22 protein-coding genes are annotated in these 19,252 nt (G+C 37.0%); 17 read left to right on the top strand and 5 right to left on the bottom strand.

The genetic code is table 11. The features are described 5' to 3' along the window. The first annotated feature begins 7 nt into the window (after positions 1 to 7). The 11 genes from msrA to IGK27_RS06940 all read left to right on the top strand — a co-directional run bounded on the left by msrA (position 8) and on the right by IGK27_RS06940 (position 8,731). Positions 8 to 523, top strand: coding sequence for a peptide-methionine (S)-S-oxide reductase MsrA (gene msrA, locus IGK27_RS06990; protein ID WP_002357448.1), 516 nt, complete (start codon positions 8 to 10; stop codon positions 521 to 523). A gap of 5 nt (positions 524 to 528) precedes the next feature. Then, positions 529 to 747: a YozE family protein gene (locus IGK27_RS06985; RefSeq protein ID WP_002357449.1), complete on the top strand. Its 219-nt coding sequence runs from the start codon at positions 529 to 531 to the stop codon at positions 745 to 747. An 87-nt stretch (positions 748 to 834) separates the two neighbouring features. Then, a complete protein-coding gene (locus IGK27_RS06980; protein WP_002361887.1) occupies positions 835 to 2,277 on the top strand; it encodes a S41 family peptidase in 1,443 nt (480 codons plus the stop codon). Positions 2,278 to 2,295: 18 nt separating this feature from the next. Continuing rightward, the gene (gene lepB, locus IGK27_RS06975; protein WP_002382369.1) at positions 2,296 to 2,850 is read left to right on the top strand and encodes a signal peptidase I; all 555 of its coding nucleotides are present in this window, start codon (positions 2,296 to 2,298) and stop codon (positions 2,848 to 2,850) included. A gap of 114 nt (positions 2,851 to 2,964) precedes the next feature. Then, positions 2,965 to 3,414 carry a hypothetical protein gene (locus IGK27_RS06970; RefSeq protein WP_002371090.1) on the top strand — a complete coding sequence of 150 codons (450 nt, stop codon included), beginning with the start codon at positions 2,965 to 2,967 and terminating at the stop codon, positions 3,412 to 3,414. Positions 3,415 to 3,562: 148 nt separating this feature from the next. Beyond that, the gene (locus IGK27_RS06965) at positions 3,563 to 3,931 is read left to right on the top strand and encodes a GntR family transcriptional regulator (protein ID WP_002365712.1); all 369 of its coding nucleotides are present in this window, start codon (positions 3,563 to 3,565) and stop codon (positions 3,929 to 3,931) included. Further along, entirely contained in the window at positions 3,928 to 4,782 is an 855-nt protein-coding gene (locus IGK27_RS06960; protein ID WP_002364016.1) for an ATP-binding cassette domain-containing protein, read from the top strand. The genes IGK27_RS06965 and IGK27_RS06960 overlap by 4 nt, the downstream gene beginning before the upstream one ends. Position 4,783: 1 nt before the next feature. Further along, positions 4,784 to 5,515, top strand: coding sequence for a hypothetical protein (locus IGK27_RS06955; RefSeq protein ID WP_002360209.1), 732 nt, complete (start codon positions 4,784 to 4,786; stop codon positions 5,513 to 5,515). A gap of 192 nt (positions 5,516 to 5,707) precedes the next feature. Beyond that, positions 5,708 to 6,388, top strand: a complete 681-nt coding sequence (locus IGK27_RS06950) for an ABC transporter ATP-binding protein (RefSeq protein ID WP_002394484.1) — start codon at positions 5,708 to 5,710, stop codon at positions 6,386 to 6,388. Continuing rightward, the gene (locus IGK27_RS06945) at positions 6,389 to 7,672 is read left to right on the top strand and encodes an ABC transporter permease (RefSeq protein ID WP_002357458.1); all 1,284 of its coding nucleotides are present in this window, start codon (positions 6,389 to 6,391) and stop codon (positions 7,670 to 7,672) included. Positions 7,673 to 7,762: 90 nt separating this feature from the next. Next, positions 7,763 to 8,731, top strand: coding sequence for an NADP-dependent oxidoreductase (locus tag IGK27_RS06940; protein WP_002394481.1), 969 nt, complete (start codon positions 7,763 to 7,765; stop codon positions 8,729 to 8,731). 79 nt (positions 8,732 to 8,810) lie between these two features. Here IGK27_RS06940 and IGK27_RS06935 read toward each other — a convergent pair whose 3' ends face one another. The 4 genes from IGK27_RS06935 to IGK27_RS06920 form a co-directional block, all read right to left on the bottom strand. Then, positions 8,811 to 9,413, bottom strand: a complete 603-nt coding sequence (locus tag IGK27_RS06935; protein ID WP_002361880.1) for an alpha/beta hydrolase — start codon at positions 9,411 to 9,413, stop codon at positions 8,811 to 8,813. Positions 9,414 to 9,425: 12 nt separating this feature from the next. After that, entirely contained in the window at positions 9,426 to 10,388 is a 963-nt protein-coding gene (locus IGK27_RS06930; protein ID WP_033624134.1) for a ring-cleaving dioxygenase, read from the bottom strand. A 10-nt stretch (positions 10,389 to 10,398) separates the two neighbouring features. Continuing rightward, entirely contained in the window at positions 10,399 to 10,827 is a 429-nt protein-coding gene (locus IGK27_RS06925; protein ID WP_010815821.1) for a MarR family winged helix-turn-helix transcriptional regulator, read from the bottom strand. A gap of 128 nt (positions 10,828 to 10,955) precedes the next feature. Beyond that, positions 10,956 to 11,750, bottom strand: a complete 795-nt coding sequence (locus IGK27_RS06920) for an SDR family NAD(P)-dependent oxidoreductase (protein ID WP_002364009.1) — start codon at positions 11,748 to 11,750, stop codon at positions 10,956 to 10,958. A 196-nt stretch (positions 11,751 to 11,946) separates the two neighbouring features. On the opposite strand from IGK27_RS06920, the gene IGK27_RS06915 reads away from it, so the two are divergent. Further along, complete coding sequence (locus IGK27_RS06915; protein WP_002399009.1) at positions 11,947 to 12,699, top strand: DUF7006 family protein; 753 nt, start codon at positions 11,947 to 11,949, stop codon at positions 12,697 to 12,699. Between the two features lie 104 nt (positions 12,700 to 12,803). Beyond that, complete coding sequence (locus tag IGK27_RS06910; RefSeq protein WP_002365704.1) at positions 12,804 to 13,526, top strand: TraX family protein; 723 nt, start codon at positions 12,804 to 12,806, stop codon at positions 13,524 to 13,526. 59 nt (positions 13,527 to 13,585) lie between these two features. Here the strand turns inward: IGK27_RS06910 and IGK27_RS06905 are convergent, their stop codons facing one another. Next, positions 13,586 to 14,620, bottom strand: coding sequence for a YdcF family protein (locus IGK27_RS06905; protein WP_002382358.1), 1,035 nt, complete (start codon positions 14,618 to 14,620; stop codon positions 13,586 to 13,588). 282 nt (positions 14,621 to 14,902) lie between these two features. Here IGK27_RS06905 and ptb point away from each other — a divergent pair, with 282 nt between their 5' ends. From ptb to IGK27_RS06885, 4 genes are read left to right on the top strand one after another with little or no spacing between them, the layout of a single operon-like run. Continuing rightward, positions 14,903 to 15,724, top strand: coding sequence for a branched-chain phosphotransacylase (ptb, locus tag IGK27_RS06900; RefSeq protein WP_033626242.1), 822 nt, complete (start codon positions 14,903 to 14,905; stop codon positions 15,722 to 15,724). Positions 15,725 to 15,743: 19 nt separating this feature from the next. Next, entirely contained in the window at positions 15,744 to 16,826 is a 1,083-nt protein-coding gene (buk, locus tag IGK27_RS06895) for a butyrate kinase (RefSeq protein WP_002365701.1), read from the top strand. Positions 16,827 to 16,831: 5 nt separating this feature from the next. After that, positions 16,832 to 18,241, top strand: coding sequence for a dihydrolipoyl dehydrogenase (gene lpdA, locus IGK27_RS06890; protein WP_010818395.1), 1,410 nt, complete (start codon positions 16,832 to 16,834; stop codon positions 18,239 to 18,241). 10 nt (positions 18,242 to 18,251) lie between these two features. Next, entirely contained in the window at positions 18,252 to 19,244 is a 993-nt protein-coding gene (locus tag IGK27_RS06885; protein WP_002364002.1) for a thiamine pyrophosphate-dependent dehydrogenase E1 component subunit alpha, read from the top strand. The last annotated feature ends 8 nt before the right edge of the window (positions 19,245 to 19,252 follow it).

The following is a 19,252-nucleotide window of genomic DNA, read 5'->3' as shown; positions in this document are numbered from 1 at the left end:
GTTAGAGATGGAAGAAAAAGCAATTTTTGCAGGCGGCTGTTTCTGGTGTATGGTGCAGCCTTTTGATACACAACCAGGGATTATCTCAGTTGTTTCGGGTTATACAGGTGGGCACGTGCCTAATCCAACATATGAACAGGTTCTAACACACACAACAGGCCATACGGAAGCAGTAGAAATCACTTTTGATCCAGCGATTATTTCTTACGAACAATTAGTGGATATTTATTGGCAACAAACAGATCCTACTGATGCTTTCGGTCAGTTTCAAGACCGCGGCGATAATTATCGGCCAGTTATTTTTTATCGTTCCCAAGAACAAAAAGAAATTGCTGAGAAAAGTAAAGAACGTCTAGCTAATAGTGGCCGTTTTACAGAACCAATTGTTACCACCATCGAACCAGCAGCACCATTTTATCCTGCTGAAGAATACCATCAAGACTTTTATAAAAAAGACGCTTTGCGTTATGGATTGTCCCATCAACGTAGAAGTGAATTTATTGAAGAAAAATGGAGTGATTAATTTACATGAGACGAAGCTTTTACCATTACTTAATGACATTAAAAGGTCCGGCTAAAGATCCTGAAACTGATTTTGCCAATGAAGCGGCCAAAGATATTCAGTTTCCAAAACAAACCGAGGATTATCATGAACTTTCTTCTTATTTAGAAATGAATGCTGACTATTTAAGCAACATGGACATCTTTGATGAGTTATGGGAAAAGTACCTTGAAAACAATAAATAAATCCAGAGGAAAAGCAAACAAAGCTTTTCCTCTTTTTTCATTCATGTTATAGTAAACAAAAGTAGTGACGAATTTGTTAGAAATGAGATGAAATCTATGAAGAACAAACGAACTGTTCCTTTTTATCAATATATTATTTCGCTCCTCTGTGTCGCATTTTTAGCTGGAGGAAGTAGTTATATTTATTTTGATCATCGTGTTAAAAAGATGAGTCAAGAAGGGGCAATTACCAATGCTGATTTAAGCAAAGTGCAGGATTTATATAATGAAATTAGTACCAATTATGTAGGTGAAGTAGATAAAAATGAATTAGTTGAAGGCGCCTTAAAAGGCATGTCTGAAGCTATTGGAGACCCATACTCAACTTATCTAAATGAATCTGCTGCCAATGATTTAAACGAAAGCTTATCTGGCGATTTTGAAGGAATTGGTGCCACTATGACAATGAAAGATGGCGAACCAGTTGTAGCAGAGGCCCCTGTAGCAGATTCCCCAGCTGAAAAAGCGGGAATCAAAGAAGGCGATATTATTGAAAAAGTTGATGGTACAGCTACAAAAGGGATGAAACTAGCAGAAGTCGTCTCAAAAGTCCGAGGAAAAAAAGGAACTTCCGTTGAATTGACTATCCAAAGAGAGGGAGAAACTAAAAATATCTCAATCAAACGTGGGAAAATTCCCGTTAAAACAGTGACAGGTGAGTTAGACAAAAAAGATGCCCAAATTGGCTCGATTAAAATTACGTCCTTTGGTAAAAAAACATATCAAGAATTGAAAGAAACAATCACGAATTTACGTGACAAAGGAGCTAAATCCTTTGTAATTGATGTACGCCAAAATCCTGGTGGACTGCTAGATCAAGCAGAGCGAATGGCCAGTATGTTTTTAAAAAATGGCGAAACAATTGTTCAATTTGAAGACAAAAAAGGACGTACGATGAAAGAAGTTGCTTCCAAAGAATTAGACGACGGCTTTAAAGTAAAAGAACCTGTTGCAGTTATCATTGATGGCAATAGTGCCAGTGCATCCGAAATTTTTGCTGCAGCACTGCATGAATCTGCGAATGTCCCATTAATTGGAACGAAAACATTTGGCAAAGGAACGGTCCAAACGGTGAAGGATTTAAATGACCAAACCGAAATAAAATTGACTGTTTTAAAATGGTTAACACCAAAAGGCGAATGGATCAACGAAAAAGGAATTGAACCAACCATCAAAGCTGATTACCCAGAGTATGCCTATTTAAAATTGATTCCTCGCGATAAAACGCTAAAAGAAGGAGATCAATCTGAAGATATTCAGAACTTAAATGCTATTTTAGCTGTATTAGCGTATCCTGTTGATGAAAACAATGCAAACTACACCGCAGAAACAAAAGCAGCGGTTAGCGATCTTCAACAGAAAAATGGCTTGCCTGTAACTGGAGAAATCGACAATGAAACAGCCACAAAAATTGAAGCCACTTTAGGTAAATTAATTCTTGAAAATGACGCTGCCTACGATACAGCAGTCAAAGAAATTCAAAAAAACTAGAAAAAAGGTGGCACGAAGTTGAAGAAGAAACGTGATTATGTTGGGTATTTAATGTACTTTCTGAAAATCTTAGTACCAGCAATCGTAGCCGTTTTTATTTTAAGAGGATTTTTCCTGATTCCTGTTCGGGTGGATGGCCATTCTATGCAAAAAACCTTGAATCAAGGAGATATGATTGTGATGGAAAAATTCTCCGCCATTAAACGGTTTGATGTGGTGGTCTTTAAAACAGACACAGGATCGATTCTGATTAAACGTGTGATTGGTTTACCAGGAGAAGCTGTGCGTTACGAAAACGATCAATTATATGTCAATAATCAGCCAATCGCTGAACCGTATTTAACTAAAAACAGAAAAAAAGATCATGAAACGATGCCTTACACTACGAATTTTGATTCAAAAGAATTGTTAATGCAAGAAAAATTACCTAAAGATAGCTATTTTGTGCTTGGTGATAATCGCCGTATGTCCAAAGACAGCCGTTCTTTTGGTGCAATACATGCAGATCAAATCTTAGGGAAAGCACAATTTGTTTATTACCCACTCACTCATATGAAGATCATTCCTAAATAAGTAAGACCACTAGTTCGTTTATTTAAATAACGACTAGTGGTCTTTTCTAATCTGAAAAATTGTTCTCTTAGCTGAAAAATGTTAAGGTTAAAGTAATGATAGATGTAGGAGGTCATGCAAATGATTAGAAAAACAATTTTAGCAAGTTCTATCTTAGGCGTTGGGTTGCTAATTGGTGCATGTGGTAATCAAACCCAAACTCAAATGAATTCAACTAATACCAGTGAATCATCACAGCCTAAAGTAACCGAATCAAGTCGCAAGTCATCTGAAAGTGCATCTAATAACGAAGGTGTATCAAGCGATTCTAGTAAATCCACAAGTTCCACTACAGAATCAGAAATCTTAAAAGGTCTGGCGGAAGAAAAAACGCTAAAAGAAAAAATCCCGTCCTTAAATCAAACAACGATTAAGCAAGTCACTGATAATGAGTATAAACGCATTCTTGTGATGGAAGAAAAGGCTACAGGAACGACCTATAAAAGTATTTTGATCAAAAAACAAAATCGCTTAAAAATTGTCAACGAAACAACCGATGAATTGTTATACAATGGAACCTTATAAGAACGAAACCATTCAATAAACTCAAAAGTATAGCCATTGTTTTCAAAGAAAAATTTCTTTGGAAACAATGGTTTTTTTGTTGACAAAAGAATTTCTAAGATATATAGTTAGTTACATAAGTAGTTAACCGTTTAAGTGAGGTGTAAAAATGGAATTTAATTTTTCGGGGGAAAAGCCTTTATTTCAGCAAGTAGCCGATCAGATTGCCGAAGGAATTTTTAATGGCGCTTACTTAGAAGGCGAACAAATTCCTTCAACCACAGAAATATCAAAAAGTTATCAAATCAATCCAGCCACCGTTTTAAAAGGAATGAATTTATTAGTAGAACGACAGTTGATTGAAAAGAAACGGGGGATTGGCATGTTTGTTTTACCAGGCGCTCAAGAGAGAGTAAGAAGTGCACGGAAAGAAGAATTTTTAAATAAAGAAGTCTTAGAAGTTGTCGCAGAAGCTAAAAAATTAGGGATTACAGCTGAACAATTAAAACAACTAATTGAAAGAGGGTATGAAGCATGAGTTTGCGGGTGGAATCAGTAAGTAAAAAATATCATCAAAAAAAGGCATTAGATAATATTTCAATTACTTTTGAAAAAGAAACGATTTATGGGCTCTTAGGCAGAAACGGGGCTGGTAAAAGTACGTTATTAAATATCATAAATAATCGAAGTTTTGCCACTTCAGGTTCCGTTCAATTGGCGGGAGAAACAGTGACCGATAATGAGACTGCTTTGAATCATATTTACTTAATGAGTGAAGATAATTTATTTCCTCCTCAGTTAAAAATTAAAGATATTTTTAAAACGACTGAAGGTTTTTATGGATCCTTTGACTGGTCTTTAGCCGAACAAATGTTAAGCGATTTTGGTTTAGATAGTAAAAAGACATTCAAAAAATTATCAACTGGTTATCGGAGTATTGCTAAACTAATAGTGGCGCTATCCGTCCCCTGTGAGTATATTTTTTTAGATGAGCCAGTCTTAGGTTTAGACGCCAATCATCGGGAATTATTTTATACTTATTTAATTGAGACATACCAAGAACGTCCCCGTACGTTTGTGATTTCCACCCATTTGATTGAAGAAATTGCGAATTTATTAGAAGATATTATCATCATTGATCAAGGAAAATTGATTCGCGCAGAATCTATTGAAACAATTTTGAAAAACGGTCGCATTGTTTCTGGGCCGAAAGAACAAGTAGAGCGCTATACTCAGTCATTGGAAATCTTAGGCATGGACACTTTAGGTGGGGCAGTTACGGCTTACGTGTACGGCGACTTGCCGACTGAAAAAGCAGAGGTTCAAATTGCGCCGCTAAATTTACAAACATATTTTGTACAATTAACCAATAGAAAGAAGGAAAAGTAAAATGAAATTTAAAACAGCTTTGCGGTATCGTGTTATTTATCAAGTCCGTTCCTTAGCAATTTATTTTGGCTTTTATGCTTTGTTCGGCATTCTTTTTCCTCTTATTGGGTTGCTCTTTTCTAACGACGTGAACACTGTCAGCTCTGATGCAGTAATTCCTTGTCTGGTTTTTATGGGGATACTATCATTTTTGGGGATGAACACAGATTTTAAACTGTTTATTCAAAACGGGCTTTCCCGCTGGACAATTTTTTTGGTGAATTTTGTAAGTAATGCTATTTTATCTTTGGTTGGATCCTTGGCTGTACTTGTACTGATTAAAGTATTTAGCGGCAATTTCATTTCTCATTTTCAATTATCAATGAAATTAATTGATGTCTATGCGCAAGGAAACTTTTTCATGTCGTGGTTGCTCTTTTTTATCTTACTAATGCTTAGCGGCTCACTTGGCTTGTTAGCAGGTGTCTTTAATGATCGGATAGATGGCGTAAAAAAACTCATTGTTTTATTGCTGTTATTAATGATTCCTATTTTACTGGGCACGATTGCACAATTAGGGGGGGCACCAATGCGCCTGAGAATGCTCCACGTCTTGCAAGCAATGGTTGGTTATCAATCCACTGGTTTTACTGTCCTGCCACTTCTTCTGACAATCAGTTGCTTTGTTGGCATTAATCTTGGTTTGGCCTATTTATTGAATAAACATCGTGAAATTAAACGCGTAAATGCATAACTAATTAATAAGAACATGTTCAATGAGGTGAATTTGGAACATGTTCTTATTGTTTTAATTGAGAGATACATCGGAAGTACCATGACAAAGGAAAGGGCTTCCGTCAAAATAGAAAGAGAAGAAAGGAGTATGAAAAGAGTAAAAAACTTTGTAAATAAGTAAACGACAAAGAATGAAAAATGGAGGGGTAACATGGCGGTAATTGAAGCAAAAAATATTAAAAAAAGTTATGGAAAGAACGAAACAAAATTTGATGCGTTAAAAGGTGTTGATTTAAAAGTTGAAAAAGGTGAATCTGTGGCCATAATTGGTAAAAGTGGCTCTGGGAAATCAACATTTATGCACATTTTGGCATTGTTAGATCAACCAACTTCAGGAGATATTTATTTAAATGGTAAAAATGTTACTAGTATTAGAAAGAAAGTGCTGAATAAAACGAGAAATGAAGAATTTGGTTTTGTTTTTCAACAATTCTTTATGAATGCCAAGGATACAGTTTTAAATAATGTTCTTTTACCATTAAAAATTGGTGGTATTTCCGGTAGCAAGAGGAAAAAGATGGCTTTAGATGCGTTAAAAGCAGTCGGTTTGGAAGATAAAATTCAAAACAAAGCGAATAATTTATCTGGTGGCCAAAAACAACGGGTATGTATAGCGCGTGCTTTAGTTAATAATCCGCAAATTATTTTTGCGGACGAACCTACAGGGAATTTAGATTCTGCCACTGGGAAGAAAATTGAAGAATTATTATTTGATTTAAATAAAAATAAAGGAATTACCTTAATTATTGTGACACATGATCCAGACTTAGCAGCACGTTGTGATCGGCAAGTTCATGTTCGAGACGGCTTGATTGTAGGAGGAGATGAGTAAATGAAATTTAGAGATATTTTAAAATCAGCTAGTACCAATTTAATGCGTAATAAAGGTCGAACCGTATTGACCATTATTGCAATCTTTATTGGAGCATTTACCATAGCTTTAACTACAGGAGTCAATATTGGTGTAAATGATTATATTGACAAACAAGTCGGCAGTGTCGGTGGTGCAAATCAGTTATTTATTCAGCCAAAAATGGAGATGAATGTTGGTAACGGAACAGAACCAAGTAAATATAATCCAGAGAAAAAAACCAGTACGATTCAACAACAAAGTATGCTTGCTGAAAAAGATATTGAGAAGATTAAAAAAATCTCGGATGTTACATCAGTGGAACCAATGAAATCCGTTGCTATCGATTATATAAAAGGAGCAGATAAGCATAAATATGTATTTTCAGCAACTTCTGCGCTAGATGAGATGACCATTGATTTAGCGGCTGGCCGTAAAGTTTCGCAAACGAGCCAGGACTTCGAAATTAATTTGTCACCAGAATATGTAAAAGCGCTCGGCTATACATCTAGTAAAGCTGCCGTGGGAGAAACAGTTCAATTAGGTATCTCAAGTTCCTTGAAAGGACAAGAGCAAGTTATTGAAGCAAAAATTGTTGGAGTTAGAAATGCCAGTGTCATTCAAAATGGGCTCTCGCTGATGAATAAAGCATTGATTGATAAAGTTGTCTCAATCAATCAAGCAGATCTTCCAGAACATTTAAAAAATCAATACGCGATGATTATTGCTGAAGTTAAAAAAGACAGCACGCCAGAGCAGATTAAGGACATCAAAAAAGATTTAGACAAAGCTGGCTATTTAGCGACTACTGTCGAAGATGAAATTGGCATGATTCGTAATATAATCAATGCAATCACTGGTGTTTTAACCATGTTTGGTGCAATTGCCTTGTTAGCTGCAAGCTTTGGCATTATTAACACGCTGTATATGTCTGTCCAAGAAAGAACGCGAGAAATTGGTTTAATGAAAGCCATGGGTCTTAGCAATGGGAAAGTCTTTACAATTTTTAGTGTTGAGGCGGCTTTAATTGGCTTTTTTGGCTCAATATTAGGCATTTTAGGAGCTGTTGGGGTTGGAAATTTAGTTAATCGTTTGGCAACGGATTCTTTTTTAAAGGCTTTAACAGGATTTAAATTAATTCAATTTTCATTGCCATCTTCACTAACGATTATCTTAGTTATTATGTTTATTGCTTTTTTAGCAGGAACTTTACCAGCTCGAAGAGCAGCAAAATTAGATCCAATTGAATCTTTACGTTATGAATAATAGACTAAAAACAGCTACTTTCTCTCAATTTAACTAAAGCATATTCTTATATAAAAAGAAGGCAATAGGCGTATACTAAAAGTGTGAAAAATGAAACAAATGAGAGGAAGTTGGTTTATGAAAGCTGTTGTGATTAATCAGTACGGAAGTAAAGAGGTACTTGAAGAAGCAGAAGTAACACTGCCAGAATTATCGGAACATCAAGTGTTGGTAAAAGAATACGCGACATCAATTAATCCGATTGATTGGAAATTGCGTGAAGGATATTTAAAACAGATGTTTGATTGGTCCTTTCCGATTATTCTTGGTTGGGATGTCGCTGGTGTGATTACAGAGGTGGGGAGTCAAGTAACGGATTGGCAAGTTGGCGATAAAGTTTTTGCTCGTCCTGAAACTACTCGTTTTGGCACCTATGCAGAAGTAACGATTGTGGATGATCATTTATTAGCAAAAATCCCTGAAACAATTAGCTTTGAAGAAGCGGCTGCCGTTCCGTTGGCTGGTTTAACCGCTTGGCAAGCATTGTTTGATCATGGTCACCTTAAAGAAGGAGAAACTGTTTTAATTCATGCTGGTGCAGGTGGGGTCGGTACTTATGCGATTCAACTAGCAAAAGAAGCGGGCGCACATGTCATCACGACCGCTAGCGCAAAAAATCATGCCTTACTGAAAAAAATTGGTGCAGATGAAGTGATTGATTATCATACAACGAATTTTGCAGAGGTATTAGCTGATGTTGATTTGGTCTTTGATACAATGGGTGGTGAGGTTCAAAAAAATAGTTTTGACGTCTTAAAACCAAACACAGGTCGTCTTGTTTCAATTGTGGGCATTGAAGATAAACAATTGGCAGCCGAAAAAAATATTTCTGCTGAAAGTATTTGGCTTCAACCAAATGGAGAACAATTACAAAAAATTGCTGATTTGATGGCAGCTGGAAAAGTGAAATCAATTATTGGTGAAGTTTTCCCTTTTTCTAGACAAGGGATTTATGATGCACATGCACTCAGTGAAACGCACCATGCAGTTGGTAAAATAGTTGTTCAAATGGCAGAATAAAAAGAAGCTCAGACAGTGAATTATCTTAAAATAGAAAAAGTGGGTCCTAAGTCATTTCGACTTAGGACCCACTTTTTTGTTAAGAGGACAGATGTGCCAACCAAGTTTGTGTTTCCTTAATTTCTTGATAAGTTAATTGATGACTTTGTGTCCAAACCTCTTGTACGGTTGCTCCATGATTCTGAAATAATTGAATCACACGCATACTTTCAGGAAGTGGAACAATCGGGTCATGCTCTCCTAGAGATAATAAAACAGAAGTGTCGGTCAAGTCTGGTTGATTGGTCAATTCAACAGGAAACATGGGATGATAGAGGACAGCTTGATGGTAACTGTCGGGATGAGTAAGCAATAATTGAATAGCGATATTGGCCCCATTTGAATAGCCAATAAAAATAATTTTATCCAATGAAAATTGATGCTCGTTAGCGGCTTGTTGAATAAACTTATGAAGCGCCTCACCGCGTTTTTCTAGATCTTCTAAGTCATAATGACCTTCCGCTAGGCGCTTAAAATAACGATTCATTCCATTTTCTGAAACATCACCACGAATACTTAGCACAGTAGCTTGTTTATTTAGTTCTTGAGCAATTGGTAGGAGAGATGTTTCATCACCACCTGTACCGTGAAGTAGCACAAAGACAGGTGCTTCAGGATGTCCTTTTTTAAAAATTGAATGCATGTTTTTTCCTCCTTAGGCTCGTTTTGTATTGAACGGCTTGATAACACTCTCAATATACTCACGACGGTTTTCTAAAAATGGCGCAAGAGATAACTTTTCTCCTAATGTTTCGTAAGGTTCATCCCCCATAAACCCTGGTTCATCGGTGGCTAATTCGACTAAAATATGCCCAATGCGAACATACAATGATTCAAAATAATAACGATCGACATAGCCAGAGTTTTGTAAGCCTAAATGATCAAAGCGCGTTTGCCAAGTCCCAAGTGATTTGCGATCCGCTAAGCGGAATGCAACGTGATGTACTTCACCATATCCTTGTTGCGCTTGTGAGCTAGTATCATCGTCTACCAAAACGACTTGTGCACCATTGCCACCTTGGCCAACTTCAAGTAAATAGCGATTGCCTTCTTGTGCCACTACGTGAAAGCCTAGAATTTCTTCAAAGACTTCTTTGAATTCATGAAAATAGGAAATAGCTATTTCGACAGGTCCTAAGCCATAAATCGCAAATTCTGTAGGGACAGGTCCTTTTTTCCAAGGGGTGCCCGCTGCAACACCCTGATTTAATTCATCAGAGATTAATTGATACGCTTGATCATCAAAATCCCAAAAGCGAAGGACCTTTTTCCCGAATTCTTCAGAAATACCTGTGTGTTTGACCGCAAATTCATTGAAGCGATTTTCATAATAAGTCAAAGCTGCATCTGAAGGAACCCGGAATCCTGTTCTTGAAATTGTATTGGTTCCTTTTAATCCTTTAGGGTTATTGGGAAAATCGAAAAAGGTCATGGTTGTACCTGGTGTACCCAAATCATCGGCAAAATAGGTATGGTAAGTATAGATATCATCTTGATTCACTGTTTTTTTGACTAAACGCATCCCTAAAACATCTGTAAAGAAGTGATAGTTTTTTTCTGCATCACTTGTCATAGCTGTAACGTGGTGGATTCCTAATAATTGATCTTCTTTTTTCATCATTATTTCCTCATTTCGTTTCATTTGTTATTTTTCGTAAAGTTTTTTGAAGAAGTGTTAATTCTTCGGAAGAGAGTTGTTTAAATGCTTCTGCAATTCGCTTTGCATGCGTCGGGAAAATTTCTTCAATTAATGTTTTTCCAGCTTCTGTTAATTCAACGTAAGTAATGCGTCGGTCTTTTTCACTGGGGGTGCGCGTTACATAGCCTTTTTTATGTAATTGGTCAATAACATAAGTGGTGCTACTGCTAGCGATTAAAATTTTCTCCTTAATTTTTTGGATGGTCTGAGGACCTTTATGGAGTAACAGCTCTAATACTGAAAATTCTGTAATGTTTAAGTCATAACAAGTGACATCTTGCTTGGCAAGTTGCTCTAGTCGATGGCTGGTTCTTAATAAACCGATATAGGCTTTTAAAGCTTCTTGCTGTTGGCTCATTGTTTCACCTCTTTTTATTTCGAATTCGAGATAAATATAACTTACTTTTGGTAAGTAATCAATTAATATGCTTAAAAAGACAGCCAGCAAAAAATGTGAATTTTTGCTGGCTGTCTTTTTTGTTTAATTTAGAAGATCGTTGGAACTAAGCCGCCATCGATTCTTAAGGCTTCGCCTGAGAATGAAGAAGAATCCGGGCTGGCCACAAAGGTAACAAAACGACCAATTTCTTCTGGTCGAATGAGCCGTTGGATTTGTGAACGAGAACGATGATTTTTCATGAAATCTTTTTCCCAATCCTCTTTGGGAATGTCTGAATCAGCGTACATATCTTCCAACATTTTTTCTACACCTTCGGTAAGGGTTGAGCCAGGCATAACCGTGTTAACGGTGACATGTGTGCCGACAGTTAAGTTGGATAAACTTTTAGCTAAGGAAAGATTCATCGTTTTTGTCATGCTATATTGGGGCATTTCGCCAGAAGGCATCACCGCTTCTTCGCTAGCGATGAAAATAATGCGACCAAAATCTTGTGCAAGCATTTTAGGTAGATAAGCTTTTGCTAATGCATTGCCTGACAACACGTTCACAGTAAAAAATTTTTCCCAAGTGGCGTCATCGATGTCCCAGTATTCCATTGGCTCAAAAATCCCCATATTGTTCACTAAAATGTCGACTTTAGGGAATTTTTCAAGCAAAGTAGCTCGTTGACTTTCAATGGAAATATCGGCAGTCCCTGCTTGAGGATGAGTGTCTGGAAACATTGTTTGTATTTCTTTAACAACTTTAGTTACTTCGGCTTCATTGCGCCCATTGATAATGACATCGGTCCCTTCACGAGCCATTTCAATCGCAATTGCTTTGCCAATTCCTTTGGTTGAACCAGTAATTAATGCTAATTTATTCGTTAAGTGTAAATCCATTTAAATCCCTCCAACGTTTGTCTATCTCTAGTGTAGGTCTTTTTCTGGACTTTTAAAAGGAAAAAGTTTTTTCGGCCCGCGAGAAACAAGCCCCAATAATTACTTAACAGCTGAGTTTTCACTTTTTGGGCGTAAAACGAGTAATTATTGTCAGTAAAAAAGCGTCACTTTTTTGATAGAATAACTAGAGACGAAATTGGCTAAGACCAATTTTGTAAAATTGTACATAAAAAAGAAGAGTGGGAATGCTATGAAGAAACAATATTACTGGAATATACCCGATAACTTATTAAACTCGTTAAAACAGCGGAAAAAGTTATACAGCTTTTATAAAAATGAACAAAATAAGGCAAGAGAATTAGTAGAGAATTGTCAGTCGGTTCTTTTTCCTGAATTAGTCGCTTCGCTGAATAAAATAGATGAGCGGATTAAATTATTGATATTCTATCAAAATTTAGAAGATTGTGAGCTTTCAGAAGAAGAAATTATTACTGTGATTGAGCGAGAATATTTTGTGACTTTTTATGAAACAATTGAAGAACCGACCACTGAAATTATTAGTAGTCATTCTATGTATTATTTATTGCAACAGCCGACTAAAGAAATGCTTTGGGATTTAGACTTTAGTAACATGTTAAAACAAGGTCAGTTAGTTGATTTAATGGATTATCAAAAATTGACCAAATGTTATCAAAAGCTGCAGAATCAAGCTAAAAATTTGATTGAAAAATTAAATAAAGAAACATTTTACACATCCTATAGTCAACTTTTATTGATTGATTGCCAATGCAAATTATTAATAGAAGAGGCGCTTCTAAAAGAAGAATCATTGATGACGGTCGATGAATGCTTAACAGCCATTAAGCAAGAAATTCGAAAAATTCATTTTGAACAATTTAAATACCAACATTATTTATTTGAAGATTTATCTTTGCGGTACCAAGTTTAACGAAAGTGACAAAAAGAATGGTTGAATCTAACAAGAATGTTCGTTGTTTTCTGTTATATAAAAAGATATGATAGTTTCTGTAGAAAAAATAAAGGAGACGATTCATGAACGCAAATCGCTTAAAGTTATTGATGATGGGGTTAATGGTTCTTGACCATATTAGTTATTTTGTTCCACCAGAATGGGCACTGATTTTTCATGTAATTACTCGTTGTGTCGGTGTGTTTTTTGGTTACATGGCTGTAGAAGGGTTCAACTATACACGGAATGTTTATCGTTACAATGGTCGTTTGTATATTTGGGCAGCAATCATGTTTGTTGGAAATACGCTTCTAAATCATTTAGTGAATAATCCAGCTGTCGCTGTTCACAACAATATTTTCTTCACCTTAGCCCTTGGTGTCAGTATGTTAATTGTGACAAAAGCGATGCTAGAGATGCCAAAAATCAGTTTAAAAATTGTTTTATTGATTAGTATATTAGCAATTTTAGGAATAGGAGCAATGTTTGCTGAAGGTGGTATTGTGATGTTACCTTTTATGTTGATTACGTATCTAGCCAGAAAGAGACTTGTCTTACGGAACTGTTTATATGGTGCATTAGCGCTCTTTTTCTTAGTTACAAGTTTTCAATGGTTGGGAGATTTGCCAACGACAATTGAAATGTTAGCTTATAATTCTGATTTTATGTTTATCACTGTGTTACCATTTATATCGCTTTACAATGGTGAGAGAGGTAGCAAAGCACCATTTTTCAAATATTTATTTTACGGATTCTATCCGCTTCATTTATGGCTGATTGCATTGATAGCCAATTACGTTCATTAAACCTTTTTATATTAAAAGAATAAAAACAGCGACTCACAAAAATGTGAGTCGCTGTTTTTTTAGATGGGTAAGATACTGATTCCTAAAAGAAGAGTGACAAGTAGAAAAACAAAAAGCACAATTCGCTTATCATGAACCAGTAAGGCAATGTATTCTCGGATTAGAGCAGTCGGTAAAAAATATAAGGCAGTTGGCGCCCCGACACCTTCAGCTTTTAAGCCAACACGATGGGCATACATAGCTCCTCGTAAGACATGATAGTTATTTGTTGAAAAAATAACAGAGGGTTGTTTAGAATCAGACGGCATCTTTTGCCAATCTGCCTGAATTATTGCTTTAGAAAACAACATATTTTCATAAGTGGTTGTGGATTGGTCCTCCATCAAAATTGCTTCTGCAGGAATATTTTGTGAAAGCAAATATTTTTTCATTGCGAAAGCTTCGGCCACAGGTTCGTCAGGACCTTGACCACCGCTGACTACAAATTTAGCGGTGGGATTTTTTTCATAATATTCAATCCCTTTATCTAACCGACTCTTCAAAAGTGGAGGTACTTCCTCGCTACGAATTCCCGAACCTAAAACAATGATATAATCAACCGCTTTTTTTAAAGGAATCATTTGGTACATCCATGAATACAAGACGTAAGCAGCAAATAGAAAGGTCAGCAAAAGATCCATTAACAATAGAAAAAGTAAGAACAGAAAAAGCACATAAGGTATTTGCGCTGTGCCAACTGATAATAAATATAGAAAGGCTGGTAAAGCAATTAATAAGTTCAACCCTAAGCCCGCCGACAATTTAGCCGTGACACTTTTGCCTTCTTTCGTTTGCATCGTACGTGAGTTAAAAATAAAGTAAAGGCAAATGCCGATAAACACAGCGGGAATTAATAGATAAGCAATGGCCAAGGTAATTAGGTCGCCATTCTTAAAATGTAAATAAATTTTGTCTAGTCCGATAAATAGTAAGGTGACTAATGACAATAAGGTGCCGGAAGCCAGAGTGATACCGCCGAGGATACTGCGGTTATTAATTTTTAATATACCAAATCCTAGTAGGGCGATAAACAAAAAGAATAGTAGTAGTGCCATTTAATTCCTCCTAAAAATAAGTATCTAAAGTATAACATGCTTTAGGATCGGACATAAATAAACAGCTGTGCCGAAGCATAAGTTTTCCTTTCATTCTTAGAAAAGAAGTTTTTTCATGAAAAGTAAATTAGATAACAATTGTTTAGAGAAAGAAAAGCTTGATTTACTAAGCTTTTCCTTCTCTATAAAAAATATTAATAAGGACATAAAAATTAACAATTTGTATGCGCTTACATACTAAGGTAGATTTAAAGTGTAAAGAAGAAAAAATGAGGTGAGAAAATGATCACTGTTTCAATTGCAGGAGGTTCACAACCAGAGATTTTACAGTTAGTTAAAAAAGCACTAAAAGAATCCGAGCAACCGTTGCAGTTTATTGTATTTGATACAAGCGAAAATCTTGATACTGAAAATCTCTGGAAATATGTTCATTGCTCAGATGATGCCGCGGTAGCACGGGAAGCTGTCAGTCTAGTGGCAACCGGTCAAGCACAAATTTTATTGAAAGGAATTATTCAGACCCACACATTACTAAAAGAAATATTGAAAAGCGAGCATCAATTAAAAAATAAACCGATTCTTTCCCATGTAGCAATGGTGGAGCTGCCTGCGGGGAAAACCTTCTTGTTAACCGATTGTGCGATGAATATCGCTCCCACTCAAGCGACCCTCATTGAAATTGTTGAAAATGCTAAAGAAGTCGCCCAAAAATTGGGACTGCATCAACCGAAAATTGCTTTGTTAAGCGCAGCGGAAAATTTCAATCCTAAAATGCCTTCGTCTGTTTTAGCAAAAGAAGTCACGGCACATTTTAATGATCAACAAGAGGCTACGGTTTTTGGGCCACTTTCGCTTGATTTAGCGACCTCTGAAGAAGCGGTTGCGCATAAACGTTACAGCGGTCCTATCATGGGGGATGCAGATATTTTAGTGGTCCCAACTATTGATGTTGGAAATTGTTTATACAAATCATTAACCTTGTTTGGGCACGCCAAAGTGGGAGGAACGATTGTTGGCACAAAAGTCCCAGTCGTTTTAACATCTAGAAGCGATTCAACAGAAAGCAAATTCCATTCATTAAGATTTGCCATGAGACAAGTTTAAAAAAAAGGAGCAGAAAACAATGGAAACAGTATTGGTTATTAATCCTGGCTCGACCTCCACGAAGTTAGCGCTTTTTGCTAATCATGATTGCTTGGCGGAAGAAACGCTTAGACATAGCGTCCAAGAATTGGCACCTTTTGAAAATGTTGTCAGTCAAACACCATTTCGAAAACAAATGATCGCGGAATTTTTAGAAACACATAACATCACACAATTAGCCGCTGTCGTAGGGCGTGGTGGTTTGCTTAAGCCTATTCCTGGCGGTACGTATCTTGTCGACCAACAAATGCTAGAAGACTTACGGACAGAACGCTTTAATACCCATGCTTCAAATTTAGGGGCGATTTTAGCTAATGAGTTTGCAGAAAAATATCACGTGCCAGCCTTTATTGTCGATCCTGTTGTTGTAGATGAGCTACAGCCATTAGCCAGGATTTCCGGATTAAAAGGCATTCACCGACGTAGCGTTGGTCACGCCTTAAATCAAAAAGCGGTCGCTCGAAAAATCGCTGAGGATTTAGGGAAAACATATGAGCAAAGCAATTTTATCGTTGTTCATTTAGGTGGGGGCATTAGCTTGGGGGCGCATCAAAAAGGCCGCATGGTGGACGTGGTAAATGGGCTTGATGGTGAAGGTCCTTATACGCCTGAACGCAGTGGCGCCTTACCGCTCGTTGAATTTGCGCAATGGATACTTGAACAGGAGTTAACGATTAGCCAAGTGAAAAAGCTAATTGCGGGGAATAGCGGTCTTAAATCATACCTAGGTGAAACAGATTTACGGCATATCCAAGCACAAATAGCTGCAGGTGATCAAACAGCAAATTACTATTTAAAAGGAATGTGTTACCAAATCGCAAAAAGTATTGGCGAGATGGCCGTGGTTCTTGAAGGCGCAATTGATGCAATTATTTTAACAGGGGGCGCAGCCTATTCGCAAACCGTTGTTCAAGAAATTAGTCAAAAAATCACTTGGATTGCACCAATTAAGGTTTACCCAGGTGAAATGGAGATGGCTGCTTTATATGAAGGCGTCAATCGAGTATTAACAGGGGAAGAACAAGCTTTAAATTATAGTGAAGCAAAAATTGAGCAGGAGTGATCAAAATGGCGGAACAAACAGATTTACTGATTTTAGGTGGCGGAACAGGAGGCTATGTAGCAGCAATTCGAGCCGCACAAAAAGGGCTAAACGTCACAATTGTTGAAAAATACAAATTAGGTGGCACTTGTTTGCACAAAGGCTGTATCCCTACAAAAGCTTTATTAAGAAGCGCAGAGGTTTTTGATACCTTAAAACAAGCGGCTTCTTTTGGGATTGAAACAGAGGCAGCGTCCATTGATTTTTCTAAAATACAACAACGGAAAGAAAGAATTGTTGAGCAGTTGCACAAAGGTGTTGAAGGCTTATGCAAGAAAAATAAAATCAAAATTTTAGCAGGCGAAGGTGCGATTTTAGGTCCCTCCATTTTTTCACCAGTCTCTGGCGCAGTGGCAGTTACGTTTAATGATCCAACACGGGAAGAAGAAATTATCGTTCCTAAAAATGTCATTATTGCGACAGGTTCTAGTCCTAAAACGTTACCTAATTTGCCACTGGATGAAGAATTTATCTTATCTTCTGATGGGATGCTTGAATTAGAAGAGCTACCAGAATCAATTGCAATTATTGGTGGTGGCGTTATTGGTGTCGAGTGGGCTTCTTTATTAAATAGTTTAGGTGTCAACGTAACTATCATTGAATTTTTGGATCGGTTACTTATAAATGAGAGTGCAACAATTTCTAAAGAATTAAAGAAACGTTTAGAGCAACGAGGAATTAACATTTTATTAGGTAGCAAAGTCCAAGAAGCGAAAGTTACCGGGCAGAAGGTTCAAATAGAAGTTGCAGGACAAGAAAGCCTCGCTGTTGACAAAGTCATGGTAGCAATTGGGCGTCAACCCAATATCAATAAGTTAGGGTTACAGAATACCTCAGTGAAATATACTGACAAAGGCATTGAAGTAAATGAATTTTATCAAACCACAGAAGGACATATTTATGCGATCGGCGATTGTATCGATACACTCCAACTAGCACATGTGGCTATGAAAGAAGGAGAGTTAGCTGTTCAGCATCTTTTAGGCGAGACAGTTGAACCTTTAAATTATACAAACGTGCCTCGAGGTGTTTATACAAATCCTGAAATAGCAAGTGTCGGCTATACTAGAGAAACTTTACCAGCAGATAAAGAAGTAGTGATTGGCACCTTTAATTTTAATGGTAATGGTAAATCACTTGTTTATGGAGAAACAGATGGCTTTATAGAAGTAATTCGTGACAAGAAGACCGATGATTTATTAGGGGTTTCTATGATTGGGCCACATGTCACGGATTTAATTGCCGAAGCAAGTACTGCCATGTATTTAGATGCCGCGCCCATTGAAATTGGTGAAGCAATCCATGCGCATCCAACAATGACAGAAGTATTGCAAGAAGCAGCCTTAGATACTTATGGCTTAGCGATTCACAAATAGAGAAAGGTTGATGAAAATGAAAACGCTTAAAAAATCGGGTTTATCAAAAGAAGAATTGATTCAGGCATATCGTCAAGTACTACGAGGACGTCGTTTAGACGAACGGTTGTGGCAATTAACAAGGATTGGTAAGACCTCTTTCAATATTTCTGGTCAAGGGGCAGAAGTTGCACAAGTAGCGATGGCGATGGCTTTTAATCCTCAAAAAGATTATTTTTTACCGTATTATCGTGATATGACCGCGTGCTTGGTTTGGGGCATGACCTCCAAAGATATTTTAATGGGTTCTTTTGGAAAAGAAGCGGATCCTTCTTCCCATGGTCGTCAAATGCCGAATCATTATGGTTCAAAAGAGCATAATATTGTTTCCTTCTCTTCAACAGTAAGTACACAAATGCCATTAGCAACAGGTGTTGGTTATGCAGCGCAACTTCAAAAAGCTGATTTTGTTGCATTGACCACCACTGGGGAAGGCTCTGCCAATCAAGGAGAAGTCCAAGAAGCTATGAACTTTGCAGGCGTAAAAAAATTACCAGTCATTTTTGTTGTTGAAAATAATGAATATGCGATTTCTGTCCCAATTGAAGAACAGTATGCCAATAAACGAATGGCCGATCGCGCGAAAGCTTATGGCTTTGAAGGTGTGACCGTTGATGGTAGTGATTTTGCTGAAGTCTATCTAGCATTTAAAGAAGCAGTAAAAGCGGCTCGCGGGAAAAAAGGACCAAAATTGATTGAATTAATGGTTTCTCGCTTGACTTCTCATTCCGCTGACGATGATCAATCTGTTTATCGTTCAAAAGAAGAAATTGAAGAAATGAAAAAGAACGATGCAGTGAAGCTTTTTGAAAAACAATTATTAGAAGAGGGCTATTTAACAGACGAAGACATTGCCAAAATTGATGAAGAAATTCGTGCAGAAATCAATCAAGCAACGGATGAAGCAGAAGCAATGCCAGATCCTGTACCGACATCCATTTTAGAAGAAGTGTATGCAAAATAAGAGAAGAG

It is taken from the genome of Enterococcus sp. DIV0236 (assembly GCF_050558525.1).
In the GTDB taxonomy this organism is placed as follows: domain Bacteria; phylum Bacillota; class Bacilli; order Lactobacillales; family Enterococcaceae; genus Enterococcus; species Enterococcus faecalis.
The sequence above is the reverse complement of the archived record's forward strand: the minus strand, read 5'-3'. Positions and strand labels throughout refer to the sequence as shown.

Coding starts and splice junctions, on each gene's coding strand:
- msrA (WP_002357448.1), top strand. CDS start 8: ATGGAAGAAAAAGCAATTTTTGCAGGCGGCTGTTTCTGGTGTATGGTG.
- IGK27_RS06985 (WP_002357449.1), top strand. CDS start 529: ATGAGACGAAGCTTTTACCATTACTTAATGACATTAAAAGGTCCGGCT.
- IGK27_RS06980 (WP_002361887.1), top strand. CDS start 835: ATGAAATCTATGAAGAACAAACGAACTGTTCCTTTTTATCAATATATT.
- IGK27_RS06970 (WP_002371090.1), top strand. CDS start 2,965: ATGCAAATGATTAGAAAAACAATTTTAGCAAGTTCTATCTTAGGCGTT.
- IGK27_RS06965 (WP_002365712.1), top strand. CDS start 3,563: ATGGAATTTAATTTTTCGGGGGAAAAGCCTTTATTTCAGCAAGTAGCC.
- IGK27_RS06960 (WP_002364016.1), top strand. CDS start 3,928: ATGAGTTTGCGGGTGGAATCAGTAAGTAAAAAATATCATCAAAAAAAG.
- IGK27_RS06955 (WP_002360209.1), top strand. CDS start 4,784: ATGAAATTTAAAACAGCTTTGCGGTATCGTGTTATTTATCAAGTCCGT.
- IGK27_RS06950 (WP_002394484.1), top strand. CDS start 5,708: ATGGCGGTAATTGAAGCAAAAAATATTAAAAAAAGTTATGGAAAGAAC.
- IGK27_RS06945 (WP_002357458.1), top strand. CDS start 6,389: ATGAAATTTAGAGATATTTTAAAATCAGCTAGTACCAATTTAATGCGT.
- IGK27_RS06940 (WP_002394481.1), top strand. CDS start 7,763: ATGAAACAAATGAGAGGAAGTTGGTTTATGAAAGCTGTTGTGATTAAT.
- IGK27_RS06935 (WP_002361880.1), bottom strand. CDS start 9,413: ATGCATTCAATTTTTAAAAAAGGACATCCTGAAGCACCTGTCTTTGTG.
- IGK27_RS06930 (WP_033624134.1), bottom strand. CDS start 10,388: ATGAAAAAAGAAGATCAATTATTAGGAATCCACCACGTTACAGCTATG.
- IGK27_RS06925 (WP_010815821.1), bottom strand. CDS start 10,827: ATGAGCCAACAGCAAGAAGCTTTAAAAGCCTATATCGGTTTATTAAGA.
- IGK27_RS06920 (WP_002364009.1), bottom strand. CDS start 11,750: ATGGATTTACACTTAACGAATAAATTAGCATTAATTACTGGTTCAACC.
- IGK27_RS06910 (WP_002365704.1), top strand. CDS start 12,804: ATGAACGCAAATCGCTTAAAGTTATTGATGATGGGGTTAATGGTTCTT.
- IGK27_RS06905 (WP_002382358.1), bottom strand. CDS start 14,620: ATGGCACTACTACTATTCTTTTTGTTTATCGCCCTACTAGGATTTGGT.
- ptb (WP_033626242.1), top strand. CDS start 14,903: ATGATCACTGTTTCAATTGCAGGAGGTTCACAACCAGAGATTTTACAG.
- buk (WP_002365701.1), top strand. CDS start 15,744: ATGGAAACAGTATTGGTTATTAATCCTGGCTCGACCTCCACGAAGTTA.
- lpdA (WP_010818395.1), top strand. CDS start 16,832: ATGGCGGAACAAACAGATTTACTGATTTTAGGTGGCGGAACAGGAGGC.
- IGK27_RS06885 (WP_002364002.1), top strand. CDS start 18,252: ATGAAAATGAAAACGCTTAAAAAATCGGGTTTATCAAAAGAAGAATTG.